This is a genomic window from Aeromonas sp. BIGb0405 (genome assembly GCF_024807335.1).
GTDB classification, from domain to species: Bacteria; Pseudomonadota; Gammaproteobacteria; order Enterobacterales; family Aeromonadaceae; genus Aeromonas; species Aeromonas rivuli.
Window position 1 is genome coordinate 41,613 of record NZ_JANUEP010000004.1, and the last position, 26,910, is coordinate 68,522.

25 protein-coding genes are annotated in these 26,910 nt (G+C 59.7%); 8 read left to right on the plus strand and 17 right to left on the minus strand.

Annotated features, from left to right (window positions below; genetic code table 11):
- Positions 1–115: 115 nt before the first annotated feature.
- Both rsd and M2366_RS11295 read left to right on the plus strand, forming a co-directional pair.
- Entirely contained in the window at positions 116–601 is a 486-nt protein-coding gene (gene rsd / locus M2366_RS11290) for a sigma D regulator (RefSeq protein ID WP_259269764.1), read from the plus strand.
- An 85-nt stretch (positions 602–686) separates the two neighbouring features.
- Positions 687–1,067, plus strand: coding sequence for a PilZ domain-containing protein (locus tag M2366_RS11295; protein ID WP_224432030.1), 381 nt, complete (start codon positions 687–689; stop codon positions 1,065–1,067).
- Between the two features lie 87 nt (positions 1,068–1,154).
- Here M2366_RS11295 and radA read toward each other — a convergent pair whose 3' ends face one another.
- The gene (gene radA, locus M2366_RS11300; RefSeq protein ID WP_042041609.1) at positions 1,155–2,519 is read right to left on the minus strand and encodes a DNA repair protein RadA; all 1,365 of its coding nucleotides are present in this window, start codon (positions 2,517–2,519) and stop codon (positions 1,155–1,157) included.
- 100 nt (positions 2,520–2,619) lie between these two features.
- On the opposite strand from radA, the gene M2366_RS11305 reads away from it, so the two are divergent.
- Entirely contained in the window at positions 2,620–5,007 is a 2,388-nt protein-coding gene (locus M2366_RS11305; RefSeq protein ID WP_224432029.1) for a PilZ domain-containing protein, read from the plus strand.
- Positions 5,008–5,125: 118 nt separating this feature from the next.
- On the opposite strand, the gene M2366_RS11310 is transcribed toward M2366_RS11305, so the two are convergent.
- A complete protein-coding gene (locus M2366_RS11310; protein WP_259237967.1) occupies positions 5,126–6,037 on the minus strand; it encodes an alpha/beta hydrolase in 912 nt (303 codons plus the stop codon).
- A gap of 24 nt (positions 6,038–6,061) precedes the next feature.
- Positions 6,062–7,069: a phosphoserine phosphatase SerB gene (gene serB / locus M2366_RS11315; protein ID WP_259269765.1), complete on the minus strand. Its 1,008-nt coding sequence runs from the start codon at positions 7,067–7,069 to the stop codon at positions 6,062–6,064.
- 117 nt (positions 7,070–7,186) lie between these two features.
- On the opposite strand from serB, the gene M2366_RS11320 reads away from it, so the two are divergent.
- The 3 genes from M2366_RS11320 to M2366_RS11330 all read left to right on the plus strand — a co-directional run bounded on the left by M2366_RS11320 (position 7,187) and on the right by M2366_RS11330 (position 10,930).
- Positions 7,187–7,825 carry a YtjB family periplasmic protein gene (locus M2366_RS11320; protein WP_259237908.1) on the plus strand — a complete coding sequence of 213 codons (639 nt, stop codon included), beginning with the start codon at positions 7,187–7,189 and terminating at the stop codon, positions 7,823–7,825.
- 490 nt (positions 7,826–8,315) lie between these two features.
- Positions 8,316–9,989: a DUF3300 domain-containing protein gene (locus M2366_RS11325; protein WP_259269766.1), complete on the plus strand. Its 1,674-nt coding sequence runs from the start codon at positions 8,316–8,318 to the stop codon at positions 9,987–9,989.
- A gap of 11 nt (positions 9,990–10,000) precedes the next feature.
- The gene (locus tag M2366_RS11330) at positions 10,001–10,930 is read left to right on the plus strand and encodes a DUF2950 domain-containing protein (protein ID WP_259269767.1); all 930 of its coding nucleotides are present in this window, start codon (positions 10,001–10,003) and stop codon (positions 10,928–10,930) included.
- A gap of 234 nt (positions 10,931–11,164) precedes the next feature.
- Here M2366_RS11330 and deoD read toward each other — a convergent pair whose 3' ends face one another.
- The 14 genes from deoD to M2366_RS11400 form a co-directional block, all read right to left on the minus strand.
- Positions 11,165–11,878 (minus strand): purine-nucleoside phosphorylase, encoded by a 714-nt coding sequence (gene deoD / locus M2366_RS11335; protein WP_042041615.1) that lies wholly within the window; start codon positions 11,876–11,878, stop codon positions 11,165–11,167.
- A gap of 154 nt (positions 11,879–12,032) precedes the next feature.
- Positions 12,033–13,241, minus strand: coding sequence for a phosphopentomutase (locus tag M2366_RS11340; RefSeq protein ID WP_259269768.1), 1,209 nt, complete (start codon positions 13,239–13,241; stop codon positions 12,033–12,035).
- Between the two features lie 14 nt (positions 13,242–13,255).
- Positions 13,256–14,587 (minus strand): thymidine phosphorylase, encoded by a 1,332-nt coding sequence (gene deoA, locus M2366_RS11345; RefSeq protein ID WP_259269769.1) that lies wholly within the window; start codon positions 14,585–14,587, stop codon positions 13,256–13,258.
- Positions 14,588–14,693: 106 nt separating this feature from the next.
- Positions 14,694–15,467, minus strand: a complete 774-nt coding sequence (gene deoC / locus M2366_RS11350; protein ID WP_259269770.1) for a deoxyribose-phosphate aldolase — start codon at positions 15,465–15,467, stop codon at positions 14,694–14,696.
- Positions 15,468–15,854: 387 nt separating this feature from the next.
- The gene (locus tag M2366_RS11355; protein WP_042041623.1) at positions 15,855–16,025 is read right to left on the minus strand and encodes a XapX domain-containing protein; all 171 of its coding nucleotides are present in this window, start codon (positions 16,023–16,025) and stop codon (positions 15,855–15,857) included.
- Positions 16,026–16,146: 121 nt separating this feature from the next.
- Positions 16,147–17,421 carry a NupC/NupG family nucleoside CNT transporter gene (locus M2366_RS11360; protein ID WP_042041624.1) on the minus strand — a complete coding sequence of 425 codons (1,275 nt, stop codon included), beginning with the start codon at positions 17,419–17,421 and terminating at the stop codon, positions 16,147–16,149.
- A 225-nt stretch (positions 17,422–17,646) separates the two neighbouring features.
- Complete coding sequence (locus M2366_RS11365) at positions 17,647–18,420, minus strand: TatD family hydrolase (RefSeq protein WP_259237890.1); 774 nt, start codon at positions 18,418–18,420, stop codon at positions 17,647–17,649.
- 170 nt (positions 18,421–18,590) lie between these two features.
- Positions 18,591–18,749 carry a hypothetical protein gene (locus M2366_RS11370; protein WP_259269771.1) on the minus strand — a complete coding sequence of 53 codons (159 nt, stop codon included), beginning with the start codon at positions 18,747–18,749 and terminating at the stop codon, positions 18,591–18,593.
- Positions 18,750–18,827: 78 nt separating this feature from the next.
- Entirely contained in the window at positions 18,828–19,340 is a 513-nt protein-coding gene (locus tag M2366_RS11375) for a GNAT family N-acetyltransferase (RefSeq protein WP_259269772.1), read from the minus strand.
- A 186-nt stretch (positions 19,341–19,526) separates the two neighbouring features.
- Entirely contained in the window at positions 19,527–20,876 is a 1,350-nt protein-coding gene (rlmD, locus tag M2366_RS11380; protein ID WP_259269773.1) for a 23S rRNA (uracil(1939)-C(5))-methyltransferase RlmD, read from the minus strand.
- Positions 20,877–21,146: 270 nt separating this feature from the next.
- Positions 21,147–22,565, minus strand: coding sequence for an ammonium transporter (amt, locus tag M2366_RS11385; RefSeq protein WP_259269774.1), 1,419 nt, complete (start codon positions 22,563–22,565; stop codon positions 21,147–21,149).
- Between the two features lie 815 nt (positions 22,566–23,380).
- Positions 23,381–24,442: a tyrosine-type recombinase/integrase gene (locus M2366_RS11390; protein WP_259269775.1), complete on the minus strand. Its 1,062-nt coding sequence runs from the start codon at positions 24,440–24,442 to the stop codon at positions 23,381–23,383.
- Positions 24,423–25,274 carry a hypothetical protein gene (locus M2366_RS11395; protein ID WP_259269776.1) on the minus strand — a complete coding sequence of 284 codons (852 nt, stop codon included), beginning with the start codon at positions 25,272–25,274 and terminating at the stop codon, positions 24,423–24,425. The genes M2366_RS11390 and M2366_RS11395 overlap by 20 nt, the downstream gene beginning before the upstream one ends.
- 9 nt (positions 25,275–25,283) lie before the next feature.
- Positions 25,284–26,000 (minus strand): XRE family transcriptional regulator, encoded by a 717-nt coding sequence (locus tag M2366_RS11400; protein WP_259269777.1) that lies wholly within the window; start codon positions 25,998–26,000, stop codon positions 25,284–25,286.
- A 147-nt stretch (positions 26,001–26,147) separates the two neighbouring features.
- On the opposite strand from M2366_RS11400, the gene M2366_RS11405 reads away from it, so the two are divergent.
- Both M2366_RS11405 and M2366_RS11410 read left to right on the plus strand, forming a co-directional pair.
- Positions 26,148–26,363 (plus strand): hypothetical protein, encoded by a 216-nt coding sequence (locus M2366_RS11405; RefSeq protein WP_259269778.1) that lies wholly within the window; start codon positions 26,148–26,150, stop codon positions 26,361–26,363.
- Positions 26,364–26,392: 29 nt separating this feature from the next.
- A complete protein-coding gene (locus M2366_RS11410) occupies positions 26,393–26,902 on the plus strand; it encodes a phage regulatory CII family protein (protein WP_259269779.1) in 510 nt (169 codons plus the stop codon).
- Positions 26,903–26,910 lie beyond the last annotated feature (8 nt).

Sequence of the window (26,910 nt, forward strand, 5' to 3'; positions counted from 1 at the left end):
TAACAATATCCTTACATTGAGGTTGAGCTTAGATCTACTTTCCTGATGGCCGTTGCTGTCGTCACTCAGGAGGCCGGAGCCAGAGTGCTCCCAGCTAATGCCCCATGGAGGGACTATGTTAACTGAACTGGAAAAGACCAAAGACGCGCTGGCAGGAAAGCACAAGGCGATCGATGACTGGCTCGAGGCGAGGCAGGCCCTGCTGGTTGAATATATCCGTCTTGCCGGGCTCAGCCCTTCACGCAGCAAACAGCAGCGCTGCCTGCCCGGTTGTCCCGAACTGCAGCAATTTTGCGAACAGCTCGTCGACTATGTCAGTGCCGGCCACTTCGAGATTTATCACCATGTGGTCAACGCCTTCGAGCAAGCCAGTGGCGACAGCCTGGAGCTAGCCAAACGAATCTATCCTCATATTCGCAGCTGCACCGAATTTGCCCTCGAGTTCAACGACAAATACAGTGATGCCGACGAAGCCCAGCTCCTGAGTCTGGATGAGGATCTCAACAAGCTGGGACCGGTACTGGAAGACAGGTTCAAGTACGAAGACAGGTTGATCTCCGCCCTGCAGGTGGTCGAAACCCTGAGCTCTCAACCCGGTTGAGTCGCAATATCGGAGCCAGCGCAAATTCAAGAGAGGTTGAGTGGATTACACTCAGGCGCGGGATACCACAAGGCAGGAATTGATAATGACAGAGCGTCGCCGCTTCTCACGCGTACTCTATGCGGCCCAGGCCAGCCTGAGTCAGGGCTCACAGACCTGGACGACCCAACTGGTCGATGTCTCCCTGCAGGGGGCCTTGCTGGAACGTCCCAGCGTCTGGCATCCCGGCGAGGATCGAGACTATCGACTCAGTTTTACCTTGGCCGACAGTGACATCATGCTGACCATGGAAGTCGAACTGAGTCATGAGGATGACCATCGCCTCGGCTTTTACTGCCACCATATCGACATCGACAGCGCCAGCCACCTCAAGCGCATGATCGAACTCAATGTGGGAGACGAAGCCCTGCTCCATCGAGAGCTGGAGCAGTTGCTGGCCGAGCACCTCGCGCATCCCCACCCCTGACCGGCGTCTCGCGCCGCTGGGATCAATCGCCCGCTATTCAGCTGAAAAAAGAGCGCCTGCGCCCTTTTTTCATCGCCCCACTCTCGCTCAGAGCGCCTCCAGCGCATCCGCCAGCTTCTTGACCGGCACCACTTCCATCCCCTCGATAGGGTGCTTGGGGGCATTGGCAAAGGGCACTATGGCGCGGCGAAAACCGTGTTTGACCGCCTCTTGCAGCCGCTCCTGACCCGAGGGTACCGGACGAATTTCCCCAGAGAGCCCCACCTCGCCGAACACCACCAGATCCTTGGGGAGAGCCTGATCGCGAAAACTCGACACCATGGCCAGTAGCAGGGCCAGATCCGCACTGGTCTCCTCGACCTTGACGCCGCCCACCACGTTGATGAAGACGTCCTGATCCGCCATCTGCAAACCGCCATGACGGTGCAACACCGCCAGCAGCATGGCGAGACGGTTGTGATCCATGCCCACGGCCACCCGGCGCGGGTTGGAGAGCTGGGAGTAATCCACCAGCGCCTGCAGCTCCACCAGCAGCGGCCTTGTGCCCTCCCAGATCACCATGACGATAGAGCCAGGTGCCTGCTCCTCACCCCGACTCAGGAAGATGGCGGAAGGGTTGCTTACCTCCTTCATCCCCTGCCCCGTCATGGCGAATACCCCGAGTTCATTGACGGCACCGAAGCGGTTCTTGTGGGAGCGCAGGGTGCGAAAACGCGAGTCGTGGCCACCATCGAGCATGATGGAGCAGTCGATGCAGTGTTCGAGCACCTTGGGACCCGCCAGGGTGCCATCTTTGGTGACATGACCCACCATGAAGATGGCCACGTGATTCTGCTTGGCGTAGCGGGTCAGCAGGGCTGCGGATTCGCGCACCTGGGAGACCGAGCCGGGCGCGGATTGCACGTCCGCCACATGCATCACCTGGATGGAGTCGATGACCATCAACTGGGGCTGCTCCTGCTGGGCGATGAGGCAGATCTGCTCGACGCTGGTCTCCGACAACATGCGCAGCTTGTCGGTGGGCAACCCCAGGCGACTGGCCCGCATCGCGACCTGCTGCAGGGACTCTTCCCCGGTCACATAGAGGGTCTTCATCCGCTCGGCCAGCCCGCACATGACTTGCAGCAGCAGGGTCGACTTGCCCGCTCCGGGGCTGCCGCCGATCAATACCGCCGATCCCGGCACCACGCCGCTCCCCAACACCCGATCCAGCTCCTTGAAACCTGTACTGAAACGGGGGATCTCGGTGGTGGCGATCTCGGCCAGGGTCTGTACCTTGCTGCCGATGGCACCGGCATAGCCGCCGTAGCGAGCCCCTGCGCCCGGGGTCGCGGTGCCAAGACGCACCTCTGTGATGGTGTTCCACTCCTTGCACTCGCCGCACTGGCCCTGCCAGCGGCTGAAAGCGGCGCCACACTCGGAGCAGACGTAAGCTGTTTTATTTTTGGCCATGGATAACTCGGGGACAGGATGAATGCCTGCTTGATATACTCGGTTCAGCCCGACAGATCAAACCCGGAACCGGAAAATTGACTTTCCGTAGCAGGAACACATGGACCTAGCCGAACAACAACCGCTCATAGATCAACTCATTACCCTGCAGCGGGAAGCCGATTTTGAAGAGATCTTCTTGCGTCTCACCGCCGAACAGAGCAGCAATACCCGCTTTCTCCTGAAGATGGAACTCAACCGACGCGGCGCCGACAGTCGCCGGGTGCTCGACATGCGCCCCGACTGGCCGCAGGCCTGCCGGGTATTCGAGTTTGCCGGGGTTACCCACTTCATGCCCGATGAGGCCATCGCCCAGTTCCAGTCCCACTGCTATCTCTACCGGGATCGCTACACCCTGGGGGTCTATGAGGCGATGCAGGCGTGGCAGCGCAGGGCCCACAACCGGAGCCTGCCCCCGAGCCAGCATCAGCCGGGTCAGCTGCGCCAACTCGATGTCAACCTCATCACCTTCGCCAGCTACGTCGGACGCAGCCAGGACAGGATGCACTTCAGCTCCCCCCTGGAACTGGCGTTGGTCAGCGGTGAGCGAGTCAATGCCAAGAGCTCGGATCTCTCCATCGGCGGCATCCGGGTCTCGGTGCCTTATCTGCCGCGCTTCGAATCTGGGGACAAGGTCCAGGTGTTTTTCCATGGCCTGGACAAGGAGTCCCCCCACCCCAGCCTCGCCAAAGGGGTGGGTTATCGCATCCTGGGTCAGGAGAGCCGTGATGACAGATATTGGCTGCGGCTGATCCGCGAGGGGGATAATGCGCGCTTCGATGAGTACCTGGCTCGCTTCATTGAGAGCAACAAGGGCCGTTATAGAGTCAGCGTGGATCACCTGCTGTCGGCGGCCATCATCAAGGGCTACGAGCAGTTCTTCCTGCCACGGATGAGCGGCTTGCCGCTCTTCTTCAGCAAACAGAGTCTCGGTGAGGCGCCACGGCTCGAGGTGGTGCTCAAGAGCGAGAACAACCTGCACCTGCTCGAATATTGGCGCGACGAGAAGAATCAAGGGACCCTGGCGGGCCTGTTTCCCCCCCGTCGTCTGAACGCTCTGCTGCCCAGTGGCGATGAGTGCCGCGAGACCCTGATCTACAGCTTCACCCACGCGGTGCGCAGCCACCTCTATTTCTTCTCCGCCACCGCCGAGGAGCTGGCCGAAAGCGGGCTGCGTGACCTCTTCTTTCAAGTGGCGGCCAAGAGGCCCAGCTTCCGGGTTTACAAATTCTCCCTCGACCCCTGCACCCTGACCGAGGCCGACATCAGTAGCCTGCCGACCCAGGAGATCCCCCTGAGCCAGGACAAGCTGCTGCGCACCCGGTTAGAGCGGCTCGGCTATGTCGGGCTATTACAGGAGATCCCGAGCGAACCGGTGCGGGATGAATACCTGGCTCAACCCCAACATCAACACAATGCCAATGCCTTGCAGCGCTTCGGCCACGAGCCAAACCCGGCCCTCTTCGAGGTGGAGACCCTGCACTATGTCCAGCTCAGGCGCGAGGCTCGCTACCTGCACAAGACTGCGGTCGCCCTGCGCCTGGACGAGCAAGCCTGTGTCGGCTGGACCCGCGATATCTCGGCCCACGGCATGCAAGTCGAGCTGGAGAGCCCCTTCCCCGGCAGCAAGGGTGATCTGGTCACTGTCTCCCTGCCCAGGCTGCAACCCCTCACCAAGAACCTGGATCTGCAGACCCTGCGCTATCGCCTGGTCAACCTCAATCAGAGCCGTACTGTGCTGCACCTCTGCATCGAGGGGGAACCCGAGCGCCACAGTGGTCGCCAGTTTTTCAGCCTGCTGATCGAGAGCAACCGCACCAAGCTGAAAACCGCACAGGGGCTGCGTCGGTATCGTGGCCTGGCCCGGGCCCTGCGCAACATTTACAGCCACCACGTGTTCAGCAACCCCATCTATATCAACAAGGGCAAAAACAGCATCAAACCCGCGACCCTGGCGCTGGCCCCTCGGCCCCGCTCCCTGGCTCGCCTGCTGCAAGCCTGCGCAGAGGCCCCCGAGCAGGGCAATCTCTACCCCCTGCTCCAGGGCGATCTGCTGCGCCAGCTGATGCTGGATCCCCTGCGCGCCATGGCGCGGGAAGATTTGCCCAGGGAGGTCGAGATCTATATCAGCTGGCAGCGGCTGGCCAATGGCGCCCCCCAGTTCCACAGTGTGGCGGCCAGCACCCTGGTCGACATTGGGGCCAAGCGGGACTTTATTCGCCATGCCAGGCTCAAGGGAGAGTTCTACTCGGTGCAGATGGGGCTGTCGCGCACCGGCCGACCGGACACCAACTTCATCGCCAGCGAGCTGGACTACATCGCCAAGTTCGCCATTCATAAAGCCAAGCGGCTGGAGGACGAGCTGTGGAGCGTGGTCGGAGTCGGCGAGCTGACCGATACCACCCAGGCAACCCTGCTGCGCCTGGGGCTGGAACCCGCCAAGCCGTGAGGGAGCCGGGGCAGGTGGCCCGCTTTCGATGATGAGATAACAAGACGCGGATCAGCTGGCTGATCCGCGTCTTGTCAGGTGGTCCTTGGGATATCTTCTGTCAATTCACGTACGCCACTTAGCTGGCCGCCGGGTGACTCAGCCAGCGGAGGATCTCGGGGAAGTGATCGTCGATGGCCTGGGGCGCCGTCAACATGTTGATGTGGTCGTAATCGAGCCGATTTCCCCTGTCCCGGCCAAGGCGAGTATGACGGGGCCGGGCTCGGACGCCCAGTTCAGCGCCGAAACGATGCACATCCTCGGGATGACCCAGCACCCGATCCGCCTTGGCCGAGATGAGCCAGAGCGGCGGCCAAGGGACCCGCTCGGCGGCCTCATCATAGGCAAAGCCATCATAAGGATCCTGCCAGGGGCCACACTTGACCCAGGGGATCGTCTCCTCCAGGTAGCGCAGCGGCTCATCGTCGGCACCTATCTTCAAGCGCCGTGCAGCCAGAAAACCACGACTGCGCGCCAGCCAGGGCGCAAGCCTGTTCCAGAAAAGATCCACCTTCAACCAGCGTTCGGGGTTCTGCACCGAGACTCCGCGCTTGCTGCCAAAGAACAGCAGGCTGGCTATCCCCGCGGCCAAGTCGGGAAACCGCACCAGGGTCGAGGCCATCAAGACCCCACCCCAGGAGTGCGCCACCCAGTGCACCTTGTGACCGGGGTGACGGGCCGCTATCCAGGCCTGCAGGGTGGGCAGATCTTCGGTGATCAGTTCATGCTGACCATGATCCTGCACCTTGGCGATACTGGGCTCACTCTGGCCACGGCCTCGCAAATCGGCCACATAGACCTGATAACCGTGCCGGGCCAGGAAGCAAGCCAGCCCCTTGCCCGATTCGGTATAGAAGATGCGACCATTCTCGATGGCCCCATGGACCATGAGCACAGGCTCGGCCTGGCTAACCAGCGTGGAGCCTATCTGGCGCAGGTGCAGGCTGTGCGCCCCGCAAGCGACGTAATGAGAGTCTTGCAGCAGTTCCATCATGACATCCTCCCTGGTGTGGACTCAGCCATCCCAGCGTGTCGTGGCGCAGGCGCGAGCCCCCAGCAGGCAGATGACCCCCTCCAGGTCGTGATGATCCAGGCTGGCGCTCGCCTGGGCACGCACCAGAGGCTTGGCGTGGATGGCAATGCCGAGTCCGGCGACCGCCATCATCTTGAGATCGTTGGCGCCATCCCCCACCGCCACCGTCTGGGCCGTGGCGATACCGCGTTCGGTGGCGAGCTGGCTGAGCACCCGGGCCTTGGCCTGCGCATCCACAATGGCTCCGGCTACCTGACCGGTCAGATGACCATTCGCGACCTCCAGCTCGTTGGCGAAAATCGCGTCCAGACCCAGAGCCCCTTGCAACTCGCCGGCGAAGCGGGTAAAGCCGCCCGATGCGATGGCCAGGGTCCAACCCGCCTGCTTGAGGGTATCGACCATCAGTTTGAGCCCCGGCATCCAGGGCATGTTCACGGCGACCTCATCCAGTATGCTGGCCGGGGCGCCAGCCAGCAGCGCCACCCGGCTGCGCAGGCTGTCGACAAACTCCAGCTTGCCCTGCATGGCGGCAGCGGTCACCGCAGCCACCTGCTCCCCCACCCCGGCCAGGCGGGCAATCTCGTCGATGCACTCCATCTGTATGGCGGTGGAGTCCATGTCCATCACCAGCAGGCCCGGTTCGCTCAAGGTCGGCAAGGCTTCCAGATGACAGATGTCTATGGTCCAGGCTTCCTGCCGGATGACGTCGGCCAGGGCGGTGGAGAAGCTGTCGGTACCGATCAGCAACAAAGGCACACCGGCAATCCGGGTCACAGGATAGAGGCAGGCAGGCACTCCCTCCAGGGCCAGCAGGGGCGCCAGTTGCTGCAGGTGGCGGGCGCCAAGATCATGGCCGAACAGTACCAGCCAGCCCCCCGTCAAGGGATGGCGAGTGCCAACCAGGCTATCGAGACGCAGTTCCCACAGGGGAAAAGAGGCAAGCTGGGCTGCCCAATCGGTGGGGGCTTGAGGTAAGTGGGACAACAACATGAGCAAAAAACCTTCCTTGGATGTCGGGGACATAAGCAGTGCGGGCCAGAGTAGCGTATTGCTTTTTATACAGGCAAGCGCCAAGATCCCGCCAGCACCCGCAATCAGGAGAGCCCCTTGCGTCATATGCCAGTCAAACGTCTGCTGAGTCTCGGCGCCGGTATCGCCCTCGGCGCCTGGGTCCTGGCACTGCTGATCCACATGCAAAGTGCCAGCCAGGCTGCCCTGCATGACGAGGCCCGCACCCGGGCCCAGGCTCTGGTCAACTATGCCAGCCGCGACATGCGCCGCTGGCTGAAGGAGGACAACGAGAACGAACTGGAGCGCCTCGCCGAGGAGCTGGCGCAATCCCCCGAGATCCTTGATGTCACCCTCTATGATGCTCGTGGCGTGCCACTGGCCCAATCGGACCAAGCCCTGCCTATCGACAGCCTGCTCCCCATAGGCACGGATAATGCGACGCAACCCAAGCAGGGCAAGGGGCGCTTGCCCTATGTCGAGGAGATCCTCGACGGTGACAAGACCCTCGGCTACCTGAGGATCACCCTGGAAGAGCAGCAGATGCTGGCCAAGCAAGACAACCAGCTCAAGGTCAATCAGGAGAAACAGCGGCTGATGCTGCTGGTGATGCTGCTGGCGGGATTGCTCATCTCCTACGGGGTGCGCCGCAACTATATGCGGGTCCGCAAGCACAAGAAGAGATCGGTGCAGAGCCAGGCCTCCGCCGACAACGCCCCGCCACCCGGCATCGAATAAGGCGCCGTTCGCGAAACCCGTGAGCTTGTTATTACCCCCGGCGGTTCGAGTAGCTGATCGAGTCGCTTGGATTCGTCGTCGTCGCTGAAGCGCTCGTTGACGAAGTGACGATCCACCATCACTTCATGCCGCAGTGCCTTGACCAGCCTGTCCAGCCATTTGCGCCGCATCGGTGTCCAACTGTGCTGCGCCTAGATCATCTCCATCCCAACGTGCATTGATTGAATCTCGATCACCCTCGAAGGCGGTATCCCATCGCCCTTCACTTCTCGTGTCCATCTGATTTTGGTCAGGTTAAGGTGTTCAGGCGTAGAGTGAGACAGGAGCATACGAATTTTTCACGCCTTTCCAGCCGGTGTTGGGTGTGATCTCGATTCGTGGTTTATGTTTTCGGTATGAAACGCCCGCATTGAATGCATTGAGATACAACATGTGTGGAAATCATCAGGCAAGAGGCGCATCAGCCACTCCAGCAGAAGGAAACAAGGTAATGAAGCAACCCCTATTTCGCCGTAGCGCGTTGGCGGCCCTGATCGCCCTCAGCACGGTATTGGCTGCCTGCAAGGAGGAGTCGCCTGCTGTCACGCAAAATGTCCAGCCCAGCGTGGCCAGCGCAGCCAGCGCTGCGATCGCACCGCAAGCGCAGCCTCAGCCTCAGCCTCAGCCTATTAACACGCCAGCATCGAAATATACCCCGGAGGCGCTCGAGACTCTGCTTGCCCCCGTAGCGCTTTACCCGGATGCGGTATTGGCTCAGGTGCTAGCCAGCGCCACCAATCCGCAAGAGGTGCTCGATGCCGGCAACTGGCTGGTCGCCCACCCCGATCTCAAGGGGAAAGAGCTGACCGCCGCCATTGCGCCGCTGGGCTTTACGCCGCCCACCATGTCGCTGATGCACTTCCCAACCGTCATGGACATGATGTGCTTGAAGATGGAGTGGACGACAGAGCTGGGCAGTGCCTTCCTGGCCGATGAGCCGGGCGTGCTGGCAGCCGTTCAGCGCCTGCGCCAACAGGCGCTGGAGGTGGGCAACCTGAAAGACTCAGAACAGATGAAAGTGGCCAAGGATGAACAGAACAATCAGCAGATCGTCACCATTGCACCTGCCAACCCTGACGTCGTTTACGTCCCGCAATACGACCCAACCGCCGTCTATAGCGCGCCAGCTGCCGGGCCAGCACCAGCACCGGTGACCACAGCAACCACCACCACGACCGTGCCTGCGACAACGACCACGACAGTGGTGGACGACAACGATGATGAATACGACCGTGGTGATATGGTCGTGACGGGCTTGCTCGCCTTTGGTGCGGGCATGTTGGTCAACGAGGTCTTCAACGACGACGATGATGATGAGGGCGATTATTATTACCCGCGGTGGGGATCCGATTATCCCGACGGTTACGCTCCCTATCGTTATCACCCCAACTATGGCAATGGATTCCGTCCCGCCAGCGGGTACAACCGTCCGGTCAACTATCAGCGGGGCTCTAACAACAATATTTATATCAACACCAAGGGGAACGATTACTTCAACAAGTTTGAGCGCGGCCCCAATAACTACCTGCGCCAAGCCGACAGCCCCATCACGGCGGCGCGTCCCCAGCGTGCTGAGCTGGCTACCCTGACGCCACGCTCGCTGAATAACGCGGCACGGGATGCCACACCGAAGGGGAGTTATGCGGGGGCCAATCGCCAACCTAAAAGCGAATACGCCGGCGCACCCCGCGTAGTCAATGAGGTGAACAGGGAGGCGCGCGTAACCGCGCCCAAGGGCACCTATGCGGGAGCCAACCGCCAACTCAACAGCGAAAGTACCAAGGCGACGCGCGACGCTAGACAGGTGAGCAGGGAGGCGAATGTGGTCCAGCGCACGCCGCGCCAGGGCAGCTACGCAGGAGACAAGGTCAAGCGGCAGCAAATCACGCCACAGACCGCAGGAGCCCGTGATCGCGGCTATGTCCAACCACGCGCCATTCACCACAAGAGCACGGCGCAGACTGCAACACGCAGAGCACCTGCGGCCTCCACCTCAAGGAGTGCCTTCCAAGGGGTGCATAATACGGGCAGAACCGAGCGCGCCGCCAGCCAACGTGGGCGCGAAAGTGTGGCTAGTAGCGCGCATGCCGGGCGCAACACTCAACCCAGACGGAGTACGCGATAATGAAGCCTTTGTTGAAATGGAGTTGGGCCCCCTCATGGGGATTGGCCCTGCTGGCCCTGACCGTTGCCAGCAATGCAAGCGCCATGGCACCGCGCACCTTCGCCACCCCGGATGAGGCGGTACAGGCCCTGATCACGGCCCTGGATCGGAACGATGTCACCGCACTGACGCTGTTGCTCGGCGAAAATAGTGAGGAGGCCATCACCTCGGGGGATGAGGTGGCCGATGCCAATGATCGCACCGCCTTCGTCGCGAGCTTCAAGAGCAAGCACCAACTGGTGGCCGAAGGTAAGGATAAAATGGTCCTGGTCGTGGGGGAGTCGGAATGGCCACTGCCCATCCCCCTCGTGGCCGCAGATGGCAAGTGGTATCTCGATGGCGCAGCAGGCGCCAAAGAGATCGCCTATCGCCGCATCGGTCGGAATGAGTTGGGGGCGATTGCGGTGTGCCGTGGCTTTATCGACGCGCAGATAGAGTACGCCACCATGGGGCATGATGGCCAAACAGCGGGGATCTTTGCGGCAAAACTACGCAGTGATGCAGGGCAACAAAATGGACTCTATTGGCCTGTGGCCGAGGGTGAACCAGCAAGCCCGGCCGGAGAGGAGGTCGTCAGTGCCGCGGCAGAGGGCTACAAGGCCGTGGTCGGTCAACGCACTCCCTATCATGGCTACTACTACCGTATCTTGTATGCCCAAGGAGTCGCAGCCAATGGGGGCAGCAAAGAGTACTTTGTCGAAGGGCAATTAAGAGACGGTGTCGCCCTGATCGCCTGGCCGGCCGACTATGCCAACAGCGGGGTGATGAGCTTCATGGTGAATCACGAGGGGCGGGTTTATCAAAAGGATCTGGGGGCAGACACGGCAACGGCCGCTGAGGCGATCCAGCTGTTCGATCCCGATAAGAGCTGGTCGCTGGTGGTGAGCCAAGAGGGTGATTAGGGCGCTTTATCTACTATCGGATCTTGGCAAATAGCATGGGCCCAGAGCGACGTGATTGAGAGCACAGGAGATGATGCGGGGCCTTTTGGCCCCGCGTTGCGCTCTGGCGTTTAGGCCAGCCAGTCTCGTCATCGGCCAACAGACATGGCATTGCTGTTGTCGATCAGCGGCTCGATATCATAAAAAAACGGCGACCCTGAGGTCGCCGTTTTGCATGGAGCCGAAGCCGCGGGATCAGTCGCCCAGCAGCACGGAGTCCAGCGCGATTTCGATCATGTCGTTGAAGGTCAGTTGACGCTCTTCGGAGGTAGTTTGCTCACCGGTACGGATGTGATCGGAGACGGTACAGATGGTCAGTGCCTTGGCACCGTACTCTGCGGCCACGCCGTAGATACCGGCGGCTTCCATCTCGACACCCAGGATGCCGTATTTTTCCATGACGTCGAACATGGAAGGATCCGGGGTGTAGAACAGATCGGCGGAGAAGATGTTACCCACGCGCACCGGTACGCCCTTGTTCTTGGCGGCTTGCACGGCATTGGCTACCAGGTCGAAGTCGGCGATGGCGGCAAAGTCGTGATCCTTGAAGCGCAGACGGTTGACCTTGGAATCGGTGCAAGCACCCATGCCGATCACCACGTCACGCAGTTTCACGTCTTCACGCACGGCGCCACAGGAACCGACACGGATAATGGTCTTCACGCCATAGTCCTTGATGAGCTCGGTGGCGTAAATGGAGCAGGACGGGATACCCATGCCGTGACCCATGACGGAGATGCGACGGCCCTTGTAGGTGCCGGTGAAGCCGAGCATGCTGCGCACGTCACATACCTGCTCGACGTTCTCCAGGAAGGTTTCGGCGATGTACTTGGCGCGCAGGGGATCCCCTGGCATCAGTACTGTGTCAGCAAAGGCGCCATCTTTCGCATTGATATGAGGAGTTGCCATTCTCTTGATTCCTTCACACTAGGTTGAGTTTTATTGTCTTTATTGGTTGCCCGCCACCGAGGCGGCGGGCGCGTAAATTACAGGAAGCAGATACCCTGCTGCACCCTGGGCAGGCCATGCAGGATCAGCCCCACGGCCCGGCCCAGGGGCGGCATCACAAGAAGCTGGTGCCGTATTGCAGCTTGGGCAGACCGTGGTAGGCCGCGATGCTCTGACCGATGTCGGCGAAGGTCTCGCGACGGCCGACGGAACCGGCCTTGACCGGCTTGCCGTAGAACAGCACCGGAATGTATTCACGGGTGTGATCGGTACCGCCCCAGGTAGGGTCGCAGCCATGGTCGGCGGTCAGCACCACCACATCGCCATCTTGCAGTATCTCGAACAACTCCGGCAGACGGGCGTCGAAATACTCCAGCGCATCGGCGTAGCCCTTGACGTCACGGCGGTGGCCGTAGGAGGAGTCGAAATCGACGAAGTTGGTGAAGACTATGGTGTTGTCACCGGCGGCGTTCACCTCTTCCAGGGTTCTGTCCCACAGCTCGGCCAGACCGGTGCCTTTCACTTGCTTGGTGATGCCCTGGTTGGCATAGATGTCGGCTATCTTGCCGATGGAGACCACCTGGCCACCCGCCTCTTTCATGTAGTCCAGCACGGTCGGCGCCGGCGGCAGTACCGAGTAGTCGTGACGGTTGCCGGTACGCTTGAAGTTGCCCTTGCCGCTGCCCACGAACGGACGGGCGATGACCCGGCCTATGTTGTAGGGCTCCAGCAGCTCGCGCACTATGTGGCACAGCTCGTAGAGCTTCTCGAGGCCATAGGTCTCTTCGTGACAGGCGATCTGGAACACGGAGTCGGCAGAGGTGTAGAGAATAGGCTTGCCGCTGCGCATGTGCTCCTCACCCAGATCGTCCAGCACCTGGGTGCCGGAGGCGTGGCAGTTGCCCAGATAACCGGACAGGCCCGCCTTCTCGACGATGGCGTCCAGCAGCTCCTGGGGGAAGCTGTTGTGGTGATCCTTGAAGTAGCCCCACTCGAACAATACGGGCACGCCGGCGATCTCCCAGTGGCCGGACGGGGTGTCCTTGCCGGAGGAGAGCTCCTGAGCGAAGCCGTAGGCACCGACCACCTCGATATCCTTCTTCAAGCCCGCCGGGAAGTAGCCGGAAGCTTGCTCACCGGCATGGCCCAGACCCAGCTTGTTCAGATTCGGCAGGTTGAGGGCGCCACGGCCTTCTATCTCACCGGCGGCGCAGGCCTTGGCGATATGGCCAAGGGTGTTGGCGCCGATATCTCCGAATTTGTCGGCATCGGCGGCGGCACCAATACCGAAAGAGTCCATCATCAGAATAAAGGTACGTTTCATGGGTGTTCCCCCTGTTACAAATCGGCCAGACCGATGCGACGGTAAACCTCGGGCAGTGCCTCTGGCTGGGTGTCGCCGATCTTGATGGCAGCCTGCACCATGCGGGCAGCCTCGGCAAATTGAGCTTCTGTTTGAGCGTGGATCAGGGCAAGCGGCTTGTCAGCCTCGATGCGCTGCCCCAGGCGGATAAAGTCGGTCAGACCAACCGCATAATCGAGCTTGTCACCGGCGGCGCGACGACCACCGCCCATGGCGACCACGGCCAGGCCCAGTTCACGGGTATCCATGGCGGTCACGAAACCGGCATGGTCTGCGTACACAGGGCGTACGATGGCAGCCTTGGGCAGGTAGCTGTCGTAACGCTCCATTAAGTCCGCCGGACCACCGAGGCCGGTCACCATGCGACCGAAGATCTCGGCGGCCTTGCCGTTGTCCAGCACCGCCTGCAGCTTGGCACGGGCGTCTTGCTCGTCGCTCGCAAGCTTGGCGGAGATCAGCATCTCCGCACAGAGCGCCATAGTCACTTCGTGGATGCGCGGGTTGCGGTACTCACCGGTCAGGTAGCGCACCGCCTCGCGCACTTCCACGGCGTTGCCTGCACTGGAGGCCAGCACCTGGTTCATGTCGGTCAGCAGCGCAGAGGTACGGCAACCGGCACCGTTGGCCACGGCCACTATGCTCTTGGCCAGCTCTTCGGAGGCCTCGAAGGTCGGCATGAAGGCGCCTGAACCGACTTTCACGTCCATCACCAGGGCTTCGAGCCCGGAGGCGAGCTTCTTGGAGAGGATGGAGCCGGTGATCATGGCGATGGATTCGACGGTGGCGGTGATGTCACGCACCGCATAGATGCGCTTGTCAGCCGGGGCCAGATCGCCGGTCTGGCCTATGATAGCCACACCCGCCTCTTTCACCACTTTCAGGAAGCGATCGTTGTCGACCGAGGTCTGGTAGCCGGGGATGGCATCCAGCTTGTCCAGGGTACCGCCGGTGTGGCCCAGGCCACGGCCGGAGATCATCGGCACGAAGCCACCGCAGGCAGCGACCATGGGGCCGAGCATCAGGGAGACGACATCACCCACCCCACCGGTGGAGTGCTTGTCGACGATGGGGCCACCCAGGTTCAGGCTCTCCCAGTTCAGCACCATGCCGGAGTCGCGCATGGCACAGGTCAGTGCTACCCGCTCATCCATGGTCATGTCTTTGAAGTAGACCGCCATGGCCAGGGCCGCGATCTGCCCTTCACCGATGCTGTTGCTGGTAATGCCCTGGACGAAGAATTGAATCTCCTGGGTAGTGAGCGCTTCACCGTTGCGCTTCTTGCGAATAATTTCTTGAGGCAAAAACATCTTTCATTCCCTCCGCCATTGCAGGCGTCACATAAGCCGTTATCCCTGCCCACACATGGCTGGGCAGGGGCATATCAGGGCGAGCCGCGCTCGCCCTCTGTGCAACTTAGTAACCGCTGGTATTGGCAGGCTTGTCGCCATGGCCCAGGGTCGCCAGCAGGCTGCCCAGCAGGCTGGAGGCGCCGAAGCGGAAGGTGCGCGGGGAGACCCAATCCTTGCCCAGGATCTCTTCGGCCATGGCCAGGTACTGACCGGCCACGGCGGCATCTTTCACGCCACCAGCAGGCTTGAAGCCGACTTTCGGGTTCTTGGCCTTGATCACTTCCATCATGATGCGGGCCGCTTCCGGGGTCGCATTGACCGGCACCTTGCCGGTGGAGGTCTTGATGAAGTCGGCACCGGCATCGATGCAGATCTCGGAGGCGCGACGGATCAGCGCTTCTTCTTTCAACTCGCCGGTCTCGATGATCACTTTCAGCAGCGCCTGGTCGCCACAAGCTTCCTTACAAGCTTTGACCAGCTCGAAGCCGACCTGTTCATTGCCAGCCATGAAGGCGCGGTACGGGAACACCACGTCCACCTCATCGGCACCGTAAGCGACGGCAGCGCGGGTCTCGGCCACGGCGATCTCGATGTCGTCGTTGCCATGGGGGAAGTTGGTCACGGTGGCGATGCGCACATCGGCAGCGCCGATCTCACGCAGGGTCTTGCGTGCGATGGGAATGAAGCGGGGATAGATACAGACGGCGGCGGTGAGGCCGGCCGGAGACTTGGCCTTGCGGCACAGGTCGACAACCTTCTGATCGGTGTCGTCATCGTTCAGGGTGGTCAGGTCCATCAGGTTCAAGGCGCGTTGGGCAGCCAGTTTCAGATCGGTCATGAAATTCTCCAAAGTCTTTGATTGGGCCCCATGAGGCAAACGAGTCAGCTGCGAAGACGCAGTTGGCCGACAGGTTCCACCCAGCATGCGGGCATGGAAATACAGTGCGACTGCACGGGCAATAGACTGTAAATAAGGCAAGAGCCCTGTCACTTTCTTACAAAAGTGCGGACTTGGTTCCATGAAGACTTGAGAAAGGTCATGCACATCAGACCCTGATTCCCAATCAATTCCATTTGACCGCCAACACCCGATCCCATCGGGCATTAGTCAATGCCAGCACCCTGCTGGCAATGCCTATTTCAGCCGAGATACCCCCTGTTTGCAAGCCGGATTTGCCAATTCCAGAGGTATCTCACACCAGGCAAATCCATCACTTTCTCCTTCTCAGGAGAAGAAGCGAGTCAACACCCAAGAGTAGGCGACACCACCAAGGTAGACTCCTACGATACCCATCACCCCGGATAATACCGGTGGTGCCGGGATCGGCAATTTGAGGAAAGAAAACAACAGGCCGACGATGAAGCCGGCAACCATGGCCAGTAACACTTCGTTCATAGAACCTCCGGTTTGACTCACTTCTTGTGATGAGTTTAGGGAGGAAAACGGTTGTCAGCTCCCCAAATGCGAACGCCACAGCATATGCTGTGGCGTTCGGCTTAAGGCTTGTCAGCCGTACTTAGATCGCGGACAGGGCCAGGAAGAAGCCTGCAATGGTTGCAGACATCAGGTTGGACAGGGAACCTGCCAACACGGCTTTCAGACCAAAGCGCGCAATGTCACCACGACGGTTCGGTGCCATGGAACCCAGACCACCCAGCAAGATAGCCACGGAGGAGAGGTTCGCGAAACCGCACAGGGCGAAGGAGATGATCGCCTTGGTGTGGTCGGACATGGCCACGCCATTGATCAGCACTTCATCCTTCAGGTAAGGAGCAAAGTTCAGATAGGCCACGAACTCGTTCACCACCAGCTTCTGACCGATGAAGGAACCGGCGACGGTCGCTTCGCTCCAAGGCACACCAATCAGGAAGGCCAGCGGGGAGAACAACCAGCCCAGCAGCAGTTCCAGAGAGAGCTGAGGATAGCCGAACCAGCCACCGATCCCGGAGAAGATACCGTTGATCATGGCGATCAAGCCGATGAAGGCCAGCAGCATGGCGCCGACGTTCAGGGCCAGTTGCATACCGGAGGAAGCACCGGCTGCGGCGGCATCGATCACGTTGGCTGGCTTGTCATCCAGGTCGCCATCGGCGCTGTTCTCGTCATAGTTCGGGCTCTGGGTCTCAGGCACGATCAACTTGGCGAACAACAGACCACCCGGGGCAGCCATGAAGGAGGCAGCAATCAGGTATTCCATTTTGACGCCCATGGCGGCGTAACCGGCCAGTACGGAACCGGCTACGGAGGCCAGGCCACCACACATGACGGCAAACAGCTCGGAGTCGGTCATCTTGCCGATGAAGGGACGTACCACCAGCGGGGCCTCGGTCTGACCAACGAAAATGTTGGCAGTCGCAGACAGAGATTCAGTACGGGACGTACCCAGCACTTTTTGCAGTCCGCCACCCAGCACCTTGATGACAAGTTGCATGATGCCGAGGTAATAGAGAACGGCAATCAGGGAAGAGAAGAAGATGATGACTGGCAGAACGCGGAAGGCAAATACAAAGCCACCACCACCAAATACTTCAAACATCTTATCGCTGACCAGGCCACCAAACAGGAAATTAATACCATCCTGGCCATAGCTAATGACGCTGGAAACGGCACTGGAGACGCCGACCAGAATATCGCGGCCAACCGGAACATACAGAACGAATGCCCCCAGACCGGCTTGAATAACAAACGCACCTGCCACGGTACGGATGTTGATTGCCTTGCGGTTGCTGGAGAACAGCACCGCGATAAGGATGAGCGTCGCCATCCCTACCAGACCCATGATCAAACTCATTGTTATCTTCCTCGTAGTAGCACCTTCCAACTTGTTAATAAGTTGTGTCCCAAACTTATCAATCAAGGGTGCGCATTATACTAACTGGCTCGCGACAAAGTATAAGGGCGGTCACATTTTGTAAGCATCAAATCGACTAACTGGCGCTAAATTAGACCGCAAACGATTTTTATCCCCGTGCTTTTTCACCCACGAGCATTGCCAGGTTGAATTAATGTTAATGATTTATTTATGGAGATGAAAACTGCGGGATGTGGATTCACACAACACCCTTGCAACATACTCGACAGGCAAACGTTTTATATTTGCCAATTCATCAAGCACCCTTAATAGAGAGAGTGGCGAATTACGCTCCCCTTGCGCCCCCGACAGTGGCATGTCTGGGGAGTCCGTTTCCAGCAATAGAGACTCAAGCGGCATGGCCGCTACCGCCTCTCTGGTTTTATTGGCCCGCTCATAGGTGATGGTACCGCCAATACCCAACTTGAAACCCAGTTGCCAGAAACGCTCCGCCTGATGCAAAGAGCCGCTGAAGGCATGAATGACCCCTCCCCTGGCCGGCTTGTGACGGCGCAATAGCTTGAGCACATCGTCGTTGGCTCGCACCGAATGGACGATGAGGGGGAGATCCATCCCCATGGCCAACCTGATTTGTGCCTCAAACAGGGCTAACTGCCCCTCCTGGACCAGATGGGATCGCCCATCCAGACCGCACTCCCCTATGGCAACCAGACCCGCCGGTCGTGCAGCGGCCAGGGCAGCTAGCTGCGCCATCACATCCTCTGGCTGATCGGCCACGAAGCATGGGTGCACACCGAGAGCGAAGAAGATGTCGGGCTCGCTCGCAGCCAGCGCCATCACCCGGCGCCAGTTGCCGGCACCGATAGCGGGGATGATGAAGCCCGCCACACCCCGCAGGCGACACTCAGCCAGCAGAGCGGCACGATCCTGATCAAAGTCGGGGAAATCCAGGTGGCAGTGGCTGTCAAACGACCGCATAGAACAGGGCTCGCTATATAAAGAGAAGAAAGGAGGCGGGTTACCGACCCAGTGAGGGACGGAACACTCTTAATCTGAGCTTAGCTCGGGGGATCCCCCCGGCCCAGCAGGCCACAAACGCATGGCCCGGGGAGTCGATTACCCGCCACATGCCGTTCAGCCTGGGCCGCTCATGGCGCTGACTGCTTTTCAACCGGCACCGGCTTGGGACAATCGGCTCTGGCCTCCCTGCGCTGAGGCGTACAGCAACGGCGATACTCAGGGGATAGGCCCCAGCGCTGGCTCCAGGCATCGTAACGGGCCAGCCAACGCAACAAGATAGCTTTCATGATCGATTCCTTGTCTCTGTCCGCGCTTAACACGCTGTTGCCATGCGCTTAACGCCTGGCGCTCCTAAAGAGATGGCGTCATGGCGCGTCTGGCGGCAATAAAAGACCCATGCTGATCTCGTCGACATCGCGATCATCCAGTCGATAGGCGTTGCGCCGAATGCCTTCGTCGATAAAGCCGCATTTGCGATAGAGCCCATGAGCCGCCTCGTTATGGGCCATCACTCCCAACTCCAGCCGGCTGATGCCACAACCTGGCGCGGCGGCGATCAGGGTACGTAGCAAACGCTCACCCCACCCCAGGCCCCGCGCACTCGACCGCAACCCCATCACCACCAGGGCGCAGTGTCGATTGCGCCTCAAGCCGCCTCCGATCATCAGCGCAAACCCCTCCACCTCCCCGTCCAGCACCAGCAGCCACATGGCCTGATTGGGGGCCGCCGCCATGGCCTCGAGCCGCTGGCGCAGCCCCTCGATATCGGATGGGCGCTCCCCCGCCTCGAACAGCATGAAACGCGTCTCCCGATCCAGCTGTTGAAAGAAGTGATCCAGGGCGGCGGCATCTTCCGCCTCGGCCAAACGAATGCTCATATCAGGCTCCCTGCCCTTTAACCCGCTTGCGAGCGGCCATAAAAAACGACTCCATGTGGAGTCGTTTTTATCAGAGCCATCTGGCTAATTCAAATCATGCCTTGGCCAGCAAGCTCAAGCGTGTGACGGCATCTACCGACATGGCGCGGAGGAGGAACATGTCAATCTCTCCGCGCCAATACTCGCTCAGTCTTTCGCTGGCAGGCTCAGACGGGCAACCGCTTCCACGTGCATGGAGTGCGGGAACATGTCCACCGGTTGCACTTCATCCAGCACGAAGCCCTGCTTGACCAGATAGGCGAGATCCCGTGCCAGGGTCTGCGGGTTGCAGGAGACATAGACCAGACGGCGCGGCGCCATGGCGACCAGGGTCTGCAGCACCGCCTTGTCACAACCCTTGCGGGGGGGATCCATCACCACCACATCGGCGCTCACGCCCTGGGCGTGCAGCTCGGGCATCAGCTGCTCGGCCTTGCCCACGTGGAATTCGGTGTGCTCTATGCCGTTCAGGGCGGCGTTGCGACGGGCATCCGAGATCGCGCTCTCCACCGACTCGATGCCGACTACCTTGGCCGCCTTGGCTGCCAGGAACAGGGAGATGGTGCCGATGCCGCAATAGATGTCGAACACCGTCTCGTTGCCGGTCAACTCGCTGTATTCCAGCGCCTTGGAGTAGAGCACATCGGTCTGGCTCGGGTTGTTCTGGAAGAAGGAGAGCGGCGAGATCTCGAATTCGAGCTCGTGGATCTTGTCGCGGATCACCCCTTCCCCCAGCAGCACGCGGTTGCTCGTTCCCAGGATGCGGTTGGTGCGCTCGTCATTGATGTTCTGCACCAGGGTGGTGATGGGCAGATCGCTTAAGATAGCCAGCAGTTCGGCCTCGAAGGGCAGCGCTTCACCCAGGGTCACCAGCACCACCATCAGCTCGCCGCTCTTGAAGCCCTTGCGGGTCATCAGGTTGCGCACGCAGCCGGTGTGGGCCACCTCGTCATAGGCGGCGATATCGTGCGCGCGCATCCAGCCACGCACCCGGGCGTTGAGTTCCACGTGCAGGGAGTCCTGCACCGCGCAGTCGTCGGCGGTGATGAGTGTGTGGGAGTGCTTGCGATAGAAGCCGATCTCGGCCCCCGCCTCGCTGCCACGCACGGCGTACTGCGCCTTGTTGCGGTAGGCGAAGGGGCTGTCCATGCCGAGGATGGGGTTGACCTGAGTCGTCAGCCCGGCCTGATCCAGTGCGCTCTGCACCAGGGATTGCTTGAGCTTGAGCTGGGCCGGATAGGCCAGCGGCCTGACCTGGCAGCCGCCGCACTCGGTATTGGGGCAGAAGTCGGGAACCCTGTCGGCGGAGGGCTGGGTCAGCTCGACCAGCTTGCCGTGCAGGTAGTTCGGCTTGACCTCGGTCAACTCGACCAGCGCCTGCTCACCGGGCAGCAGACCCTCGACGAACAGGGGGCGATCGAACAGGCGACCCTTGCCATCCCCTTTGTCGGTCAGTTCCAGAATATCGATCTGATGTTGGTGTCCCACTAACGGCATGAGCGGCTCCGAAGGCATAGAAGAAAGGGTGGAAGCAGGGCTGGCCCGGCTACCCCAAATAAAGGGTGGCAGAGTTTAGCGGAGATCCGGCCAAATTGCAGGCATAAAACGTTGCCATAGCGGAAATAGCTGAGCGGTGAACCGGGCAGATCGCCAGGCATAAAGCAGCGCCATCAGCAAACGCTGGGCCGAGCTGCTGCCCCTTGGCGGCCATAAAAAAGCCGCCGGATAGGACCGGCGGCGGCATGGAGATCCTGTGACTTGATGTTTTTACTGGCTGTAGGCCTTCTCGCCATGGCTGGTGACATCCAGCCCTTCGCGCTCTGCATCCTCTTTTACCCGTAGCCCGATGGTCATATCCACCAGCTTGTAGGCCAGGAAAGCGACGACACCGGACCAGAGGATGGTCACGCCAACGCCTATGGCCTGGATCTTGACCTGGGTCAGGATGGAGTAATCTGGCGCCACCTGATTGGTGACATAGTCCCATACCCCGGTACCGCCCAGATCCGGGCTGGCGAAGACCCCGGTCAAGAGCGCCCCCAGGATGCCGCACACCCCGTGCAGGCCAAACACATCCAGGCTGTCATCGGCACCCAGCAGTCGCTTGAGACCATGTACACCCCAGAGGCCAGCGACCCCGCTCAGCAACCCCATGATGAGAGCACCGCCCACACCGACAAAACCGGCGGCCGGGGTGATCACGACGAGTCCGGCAACGGCACCAGAGGCCGCACCCAGCAAGGAGGGACGGCCCTTCATCAGCCACTCGGCCAGGGTCCAGGAGAGCGCCGCCGCCGCCGGGGCCAGCCAGGTGTTGATAAAGGCCAGGGCGGCCGTGCCATTGGCCTCCAGAGCAGAGCCTGCGTTGAAACCAAACCAGCCAAACCAGAGCAGGGAGACCCCGATCATGGTCATGGTGAGGCTATGGGGTGTCATGGCGTCGCGGCCATAACCGAGGCGTTTGCCGACCATGAAGGCCCCGACCAACCCGGCCACGGCCGCGTTGATGTGCACCACTGTGCCGCCAGCGAAATCGAGGTCCCCATGCTGGAACAGGTAACCCGCGGTGGCGGTGGCAGCGGTGGCGGCCTCAAGAGTGGTATAAGCGTCAGGACCTGCCCAGTACCACACCATGTGCGCCAGCGGGATGTAGGAGAAGGTGAACCAGAGCACGGAAAAAAGCAGCACCGCGGCAAACTTGATGCGCTCGGCGAAGGCCCCCACGATCAGACCGCAGGTGATGGCTGCGAAGGCCCCCTGGAACACGACATAGATGAATTCGCTGATGCCCACTCCCTTGCTGAAGGTGGCAGCGATGGAGTCAGGGGTCACCCCTTTGAGCAGCAGCTTGTCGAAGGAGCCATAGAAGCTGTTGCCCTCGGTGAAGGCGAGCGAGTAGCCATACACCACCCACAGCACACAAATAAGGGAAAACAGGGCAAATACCTGCATCAGTACGCTCAACATGTTCTTGCTGCGCACCAATCCACCGTAAAACAGTGCCAGGCCCGGGATCGACATCAGGATCACCAGCGCCGCCGACAGCAGCATCCAGACATTGTCCCCTTTGTTGATGGTCACGGCAGCGACTGGGGCTGTGGCCACGACCGCATCCTGTGCCCAGCTTGGGGCGGCCAGCAAGGCGGTCAACGCCAGCGGGCCTGTCATCATGAATCTCTTGAGCATATCGCCATCTCCTTCCCTGTCTTTCCTGCACCGGATCGGTTCACCTTGCTGATGAACATGTGGATCCGGTGGCTCATATAAAACATACCCGGCCATCCCTTCCATCGCCTTCTTGACTGATGTGCCCTTATTGGTGCGGCAACATGGCAAGCTGATGAACGGAAGCATAAACCAGGCCAGTTAATAAACCTCTTTACTATCAGTGTATTAAAAAGATAAAGAGGAATATTAGCACCATGATGGTGCGCTGGACGCGCCAACCCATTCAGGATTGCACCTCGACCGAGCAGCATCCGGGGATGCACTTAAATGGCGCAAAGCCTTGGTTGCGGGCGCCGGAAGGACCAGGGGAACCCAGTCGCACTGGCTGCGAGGGGAAAAACCAGGCGGGCTTGACGCCCACTCAGCAGCCACGGGGCATGGCTGCGGGGAGGCTGCACTGTCCGCTTGTGGCGTGGAGGTTCTGTTGACTGCCGGGGGGCTGTTGACTGCGAAAGAGATCGCCTCTGGCGTGGTTGCATGGCGTAAGCCAGAAGAGGCATCACAGATGAAGACACAAAATCAAGCCTGGCGTCAGGGCAACCTCGCAGCCAGACATCCCGCTGTCGATGCCCATCGCCAGGACCCTGCAACGGGATCCAGAAAAACAAAAGGCCATCCGCGAGGATGGCCTTTTGTCACTGAATTCTGGAATGGTGCCCGGGGTCGGACTCGAACCGACACGTCTTGCAACGGCGGATTTTGAATCCGCAAAGCAACCTTATAAATCAATAAGTTACTGATTCATAAGGGTTGGAAAAGTTCAATATCGCGCTTTATAAGTCAATGTGGAGCGGCTGGATGGACTGTTTGTGGACATCTTTCAAGGCCGTGATGGGGTTCAGCCGCACGGCATCTTCCAAATGATCGGGGGCAAAGTGGGCATAGCGCATTGTCATCTTTATATCTGTATGGCCGAGGATACGTTGCAGCACCAGAATGTTGCCGCCATTCATCATGAAGTGACTGGCGAAGGTGTGACGCAGAACGTGGGTGCTCTGCCCGGATGGCAACGTGATGTTGGCCCGCTTGATAGCTTTCTCAAACTCAGCATAACAATCTTTGAATAGACGCCCGGGGCGTTTGGGCAGCATGGCTAGTAACCAGGGTGCTACTGGTACTGTCCGGTTTCGTTTTCCCTTGGTACGAGTGAACGTGATCCGACCCAAGCCAACTTGGGAGCGGCTGACTTTTTCGATCTCTGACCAACGGGCCCCAGTCGACAGGCAGAGCATCACTATCAGCCACAGATCCCGCAGCTCCTTGCAGGTATCGAGCAGCTGCTCGATCTCATCCTGGGAGAGATAGGCCAACTCGCTCTCCTGTACCTTGTACTGGCGCAGGTCGGCCAACGGGTTGCCGCCACTCCACACCCCAAGGCGGGCCAGTTCGTTGAATACCGCCTGCAGATAAAGCTGCTCTCGGTTGATAGTGGTCGGCGTAACCTGCTTGCTTCGACCTGGGATATAGAGATCGCCCGCGAGTCGACGTTCACGATAGGCCGAGAAGTGCTCAGAGGTGAACTCGGTAGCAACCGGGTTATCCAGTGCTTCACATAGCCATATCAACTTATCCCGCCGCCGCTCCCCATCAGCCAACGTCTGACCATGGCGACCAAACCAGAGTCGAACCAGGTCAAGCAGGCGTTGTTGCTCTTGCTGCTCACTCTCTGGTTCAGGTTCTTTTAGCCAGGGCTTGTTCATTAGCTGGTGCCGCTCCCACGCCAGCGCCTCCCCCTTGGTCATGAAGGATTTGCGCAGTCGGGGACCGGTCACTCCGTCAGGACGAACGTCTGCCCGCCACGGCTTGGCTTGCCCCTCAATTTTTTTGACTGTCATCGCACACTGTCAGGGCTTGCTTGTGGGATGCAATGACCTGCGCCAGCTGGTCCCGTGCCGACTGTAGGGAGCTAACATCACCATTTCTGGCAAAGGTATAGAGCTGGCCGACAAACGCATCACTACGCTGCACCAGGTCAACTGCAAGTCGGAGCACCACATCATCAGTTAGGTTGCTGGTGCGTACGTCGCTCATCGAGTCACGGGCCGCGGATATCACCGGTGTAACACTTTTCACCCGATACTCGGCGATCTGGTTATAGTCGATCTGCTGTCCATCCAGCAGACCACCAAAGTGCTCCATCACTCCATCCGTGGTCTGTTTCATCTTCTGGTAGATATCCAACTCCAATCGGCACTGGTCAGCGAGGGAAAGCGCCCGCTGTGCCTTGGCCGATTGCGGCTCACCTTGCACCATCGCGCTCTCAGTAGGCTGCATGGGAGCATCATACCAAGTAGGGCGGAATAGCCACGCTCCAACAACCGCCGCAACAAATAGAATCAGTACGCCAGCCGTGGCTTTACTGGGGCGAGCTGATGCCGCCCTCTGAGCTCGTTCCTCTTTGCTCATCCTGAGCACGGCAAACGCGTGACTGAAGAACAGCAAGATGCCATGCGCGGCAGACAGCACCGCCAGTAACACCAACCCACCACCCAGCTCTATTTTTCCATCCGGCACCGAGCTGAGCAGGGCAAAACCGAGGAATGCATAGAGCCCGATAAAGAACGCATTAAGCCGACGTTTCAGTCCAAACAAAGCCGGTTTGAACAAACTGATCACCGTCAGCAACAAGCATAAAAGGGCTGTCCAGATAGCCAGCACAGAAAGCATTAGAACTCCTTAAAACTTCTTACCAGCCCAGACCACGCGGCCAACCAGATCCAGCTCGGCCAGTTCGGCCTTGCTCAGGTCGCGTGATTTGTACAGGGGGTTGTCGGAGATGATGCGCACACCACCCAGGTCGAACTGCAGGCGCTTGACGAACAGGCCGCCATCGAGGCGCAGCACATAGAGGCCATCGCGGGGGGCTTCTCCATTCTTCAACCGCACCAGGATCACATCGCCATCATTGATGGTCGGCTCCATGCTGTCGCCCTTGGCCCGGATGACAGCCATCTTGGCCGGGTCAAACCCTTCACGGCGCAACCAGTCGCTACGGAACGCCATCGGCTCGGCCAGTGCTTCGTCTGTGATATTGGCGCCATGCCCTGCGCTCGCAAACACCTGATAGGCGGGAATCGTGGTGAACTCTTCGGTTACCTGAAAGCCTTGAACATCAGAAGCTGGCGCAATAGGAAGATTTGTTCGAGTGCTGGACCCTGCCTCACCGATACCAAACACCAGCCAGTCAAAGGTGACACCGCCTGCGCGCGCCAAGTTTAAAGCTCGATCAATAGGAGGAATGGTTCCCTCATACAGATAGCGCTTGAGGCCGCTATCGCTCATGTCTGCTCGTCGAGCAAAAGCGCGAATTGGTTCGTTGCCTATCACCTTAGTAAGTCGTTCTGAGAAGGATGACTGATCAAAATCAACCTTTAAAGCTTTCTCCGTAGTCATAAAGCACCTTATAGAACTTTATAGGGTTATTAATGCCCCTAAGGATTGACCGAGTAACTTTTTAGATCAACAATTCGCTTTGTGAGATTGAATTGAAGCATTAGAGCTATATCGAGCCGTATTGAGCAACGTTTAAGGGGATCTATCATGTCAGAGATTGCACTCAAGATCGATACACCAGTCAAAACCATCGAGCGCTATAGCGCCGATACCGGCATCCCTGTTGGCACCGTCAAGAAGATGATCTCTAGTGGTGAGCTGCAGATCATGCCAAAACCAGGCCCCAAGCACCGCGTCCTGATCAACATGGTCGCGCTGTACCACAAAGCCGCCGCAGCCGCCTACCTCCCTGCAACCTCCTGATTACTATGGCACTCATTGGATCGAGAACCATGTTTATCAGTGGCGACTGCAAACACCCGCACCTCGAATCTGCATGCAGCAGGTTCAAATCTAATCACGAGATCAGCGCGATTGCCCCGTTGGCCGGCATTGATGCCCAGGTGTTGAGAAACAAACTCAACCCCGACCAACCGCATCACCTGACCATGGCTGATCTCATCGCGCTCTACCACGCCACCGAAGGGGACGAAACCCTGATCGACGGCATGCTGATGGAGTGCGGCCTGACGGCCATCGCCATCCCCAGCGCCGACCGGGCGCCATCCCTACCCCACCAGGCGATCCGCCTCAACGCTGACGTTGCCAGTATCGGCCTGCGTGCGGTGGAGCTGGCCGAACGGGGACGGGTCACCCGCACCGAACGCAACACCATCATCAGTGTCGCCACCGCCGCCATGGGGTCGCTGGCACTACTCATCCACGACGTCGAGGCCCGCTTTCAGGCTGTGCCGGCCGTCGCCTGCGCATCAGACATCCTGATGCAAACCATGACCATGTAAGGGGAAAC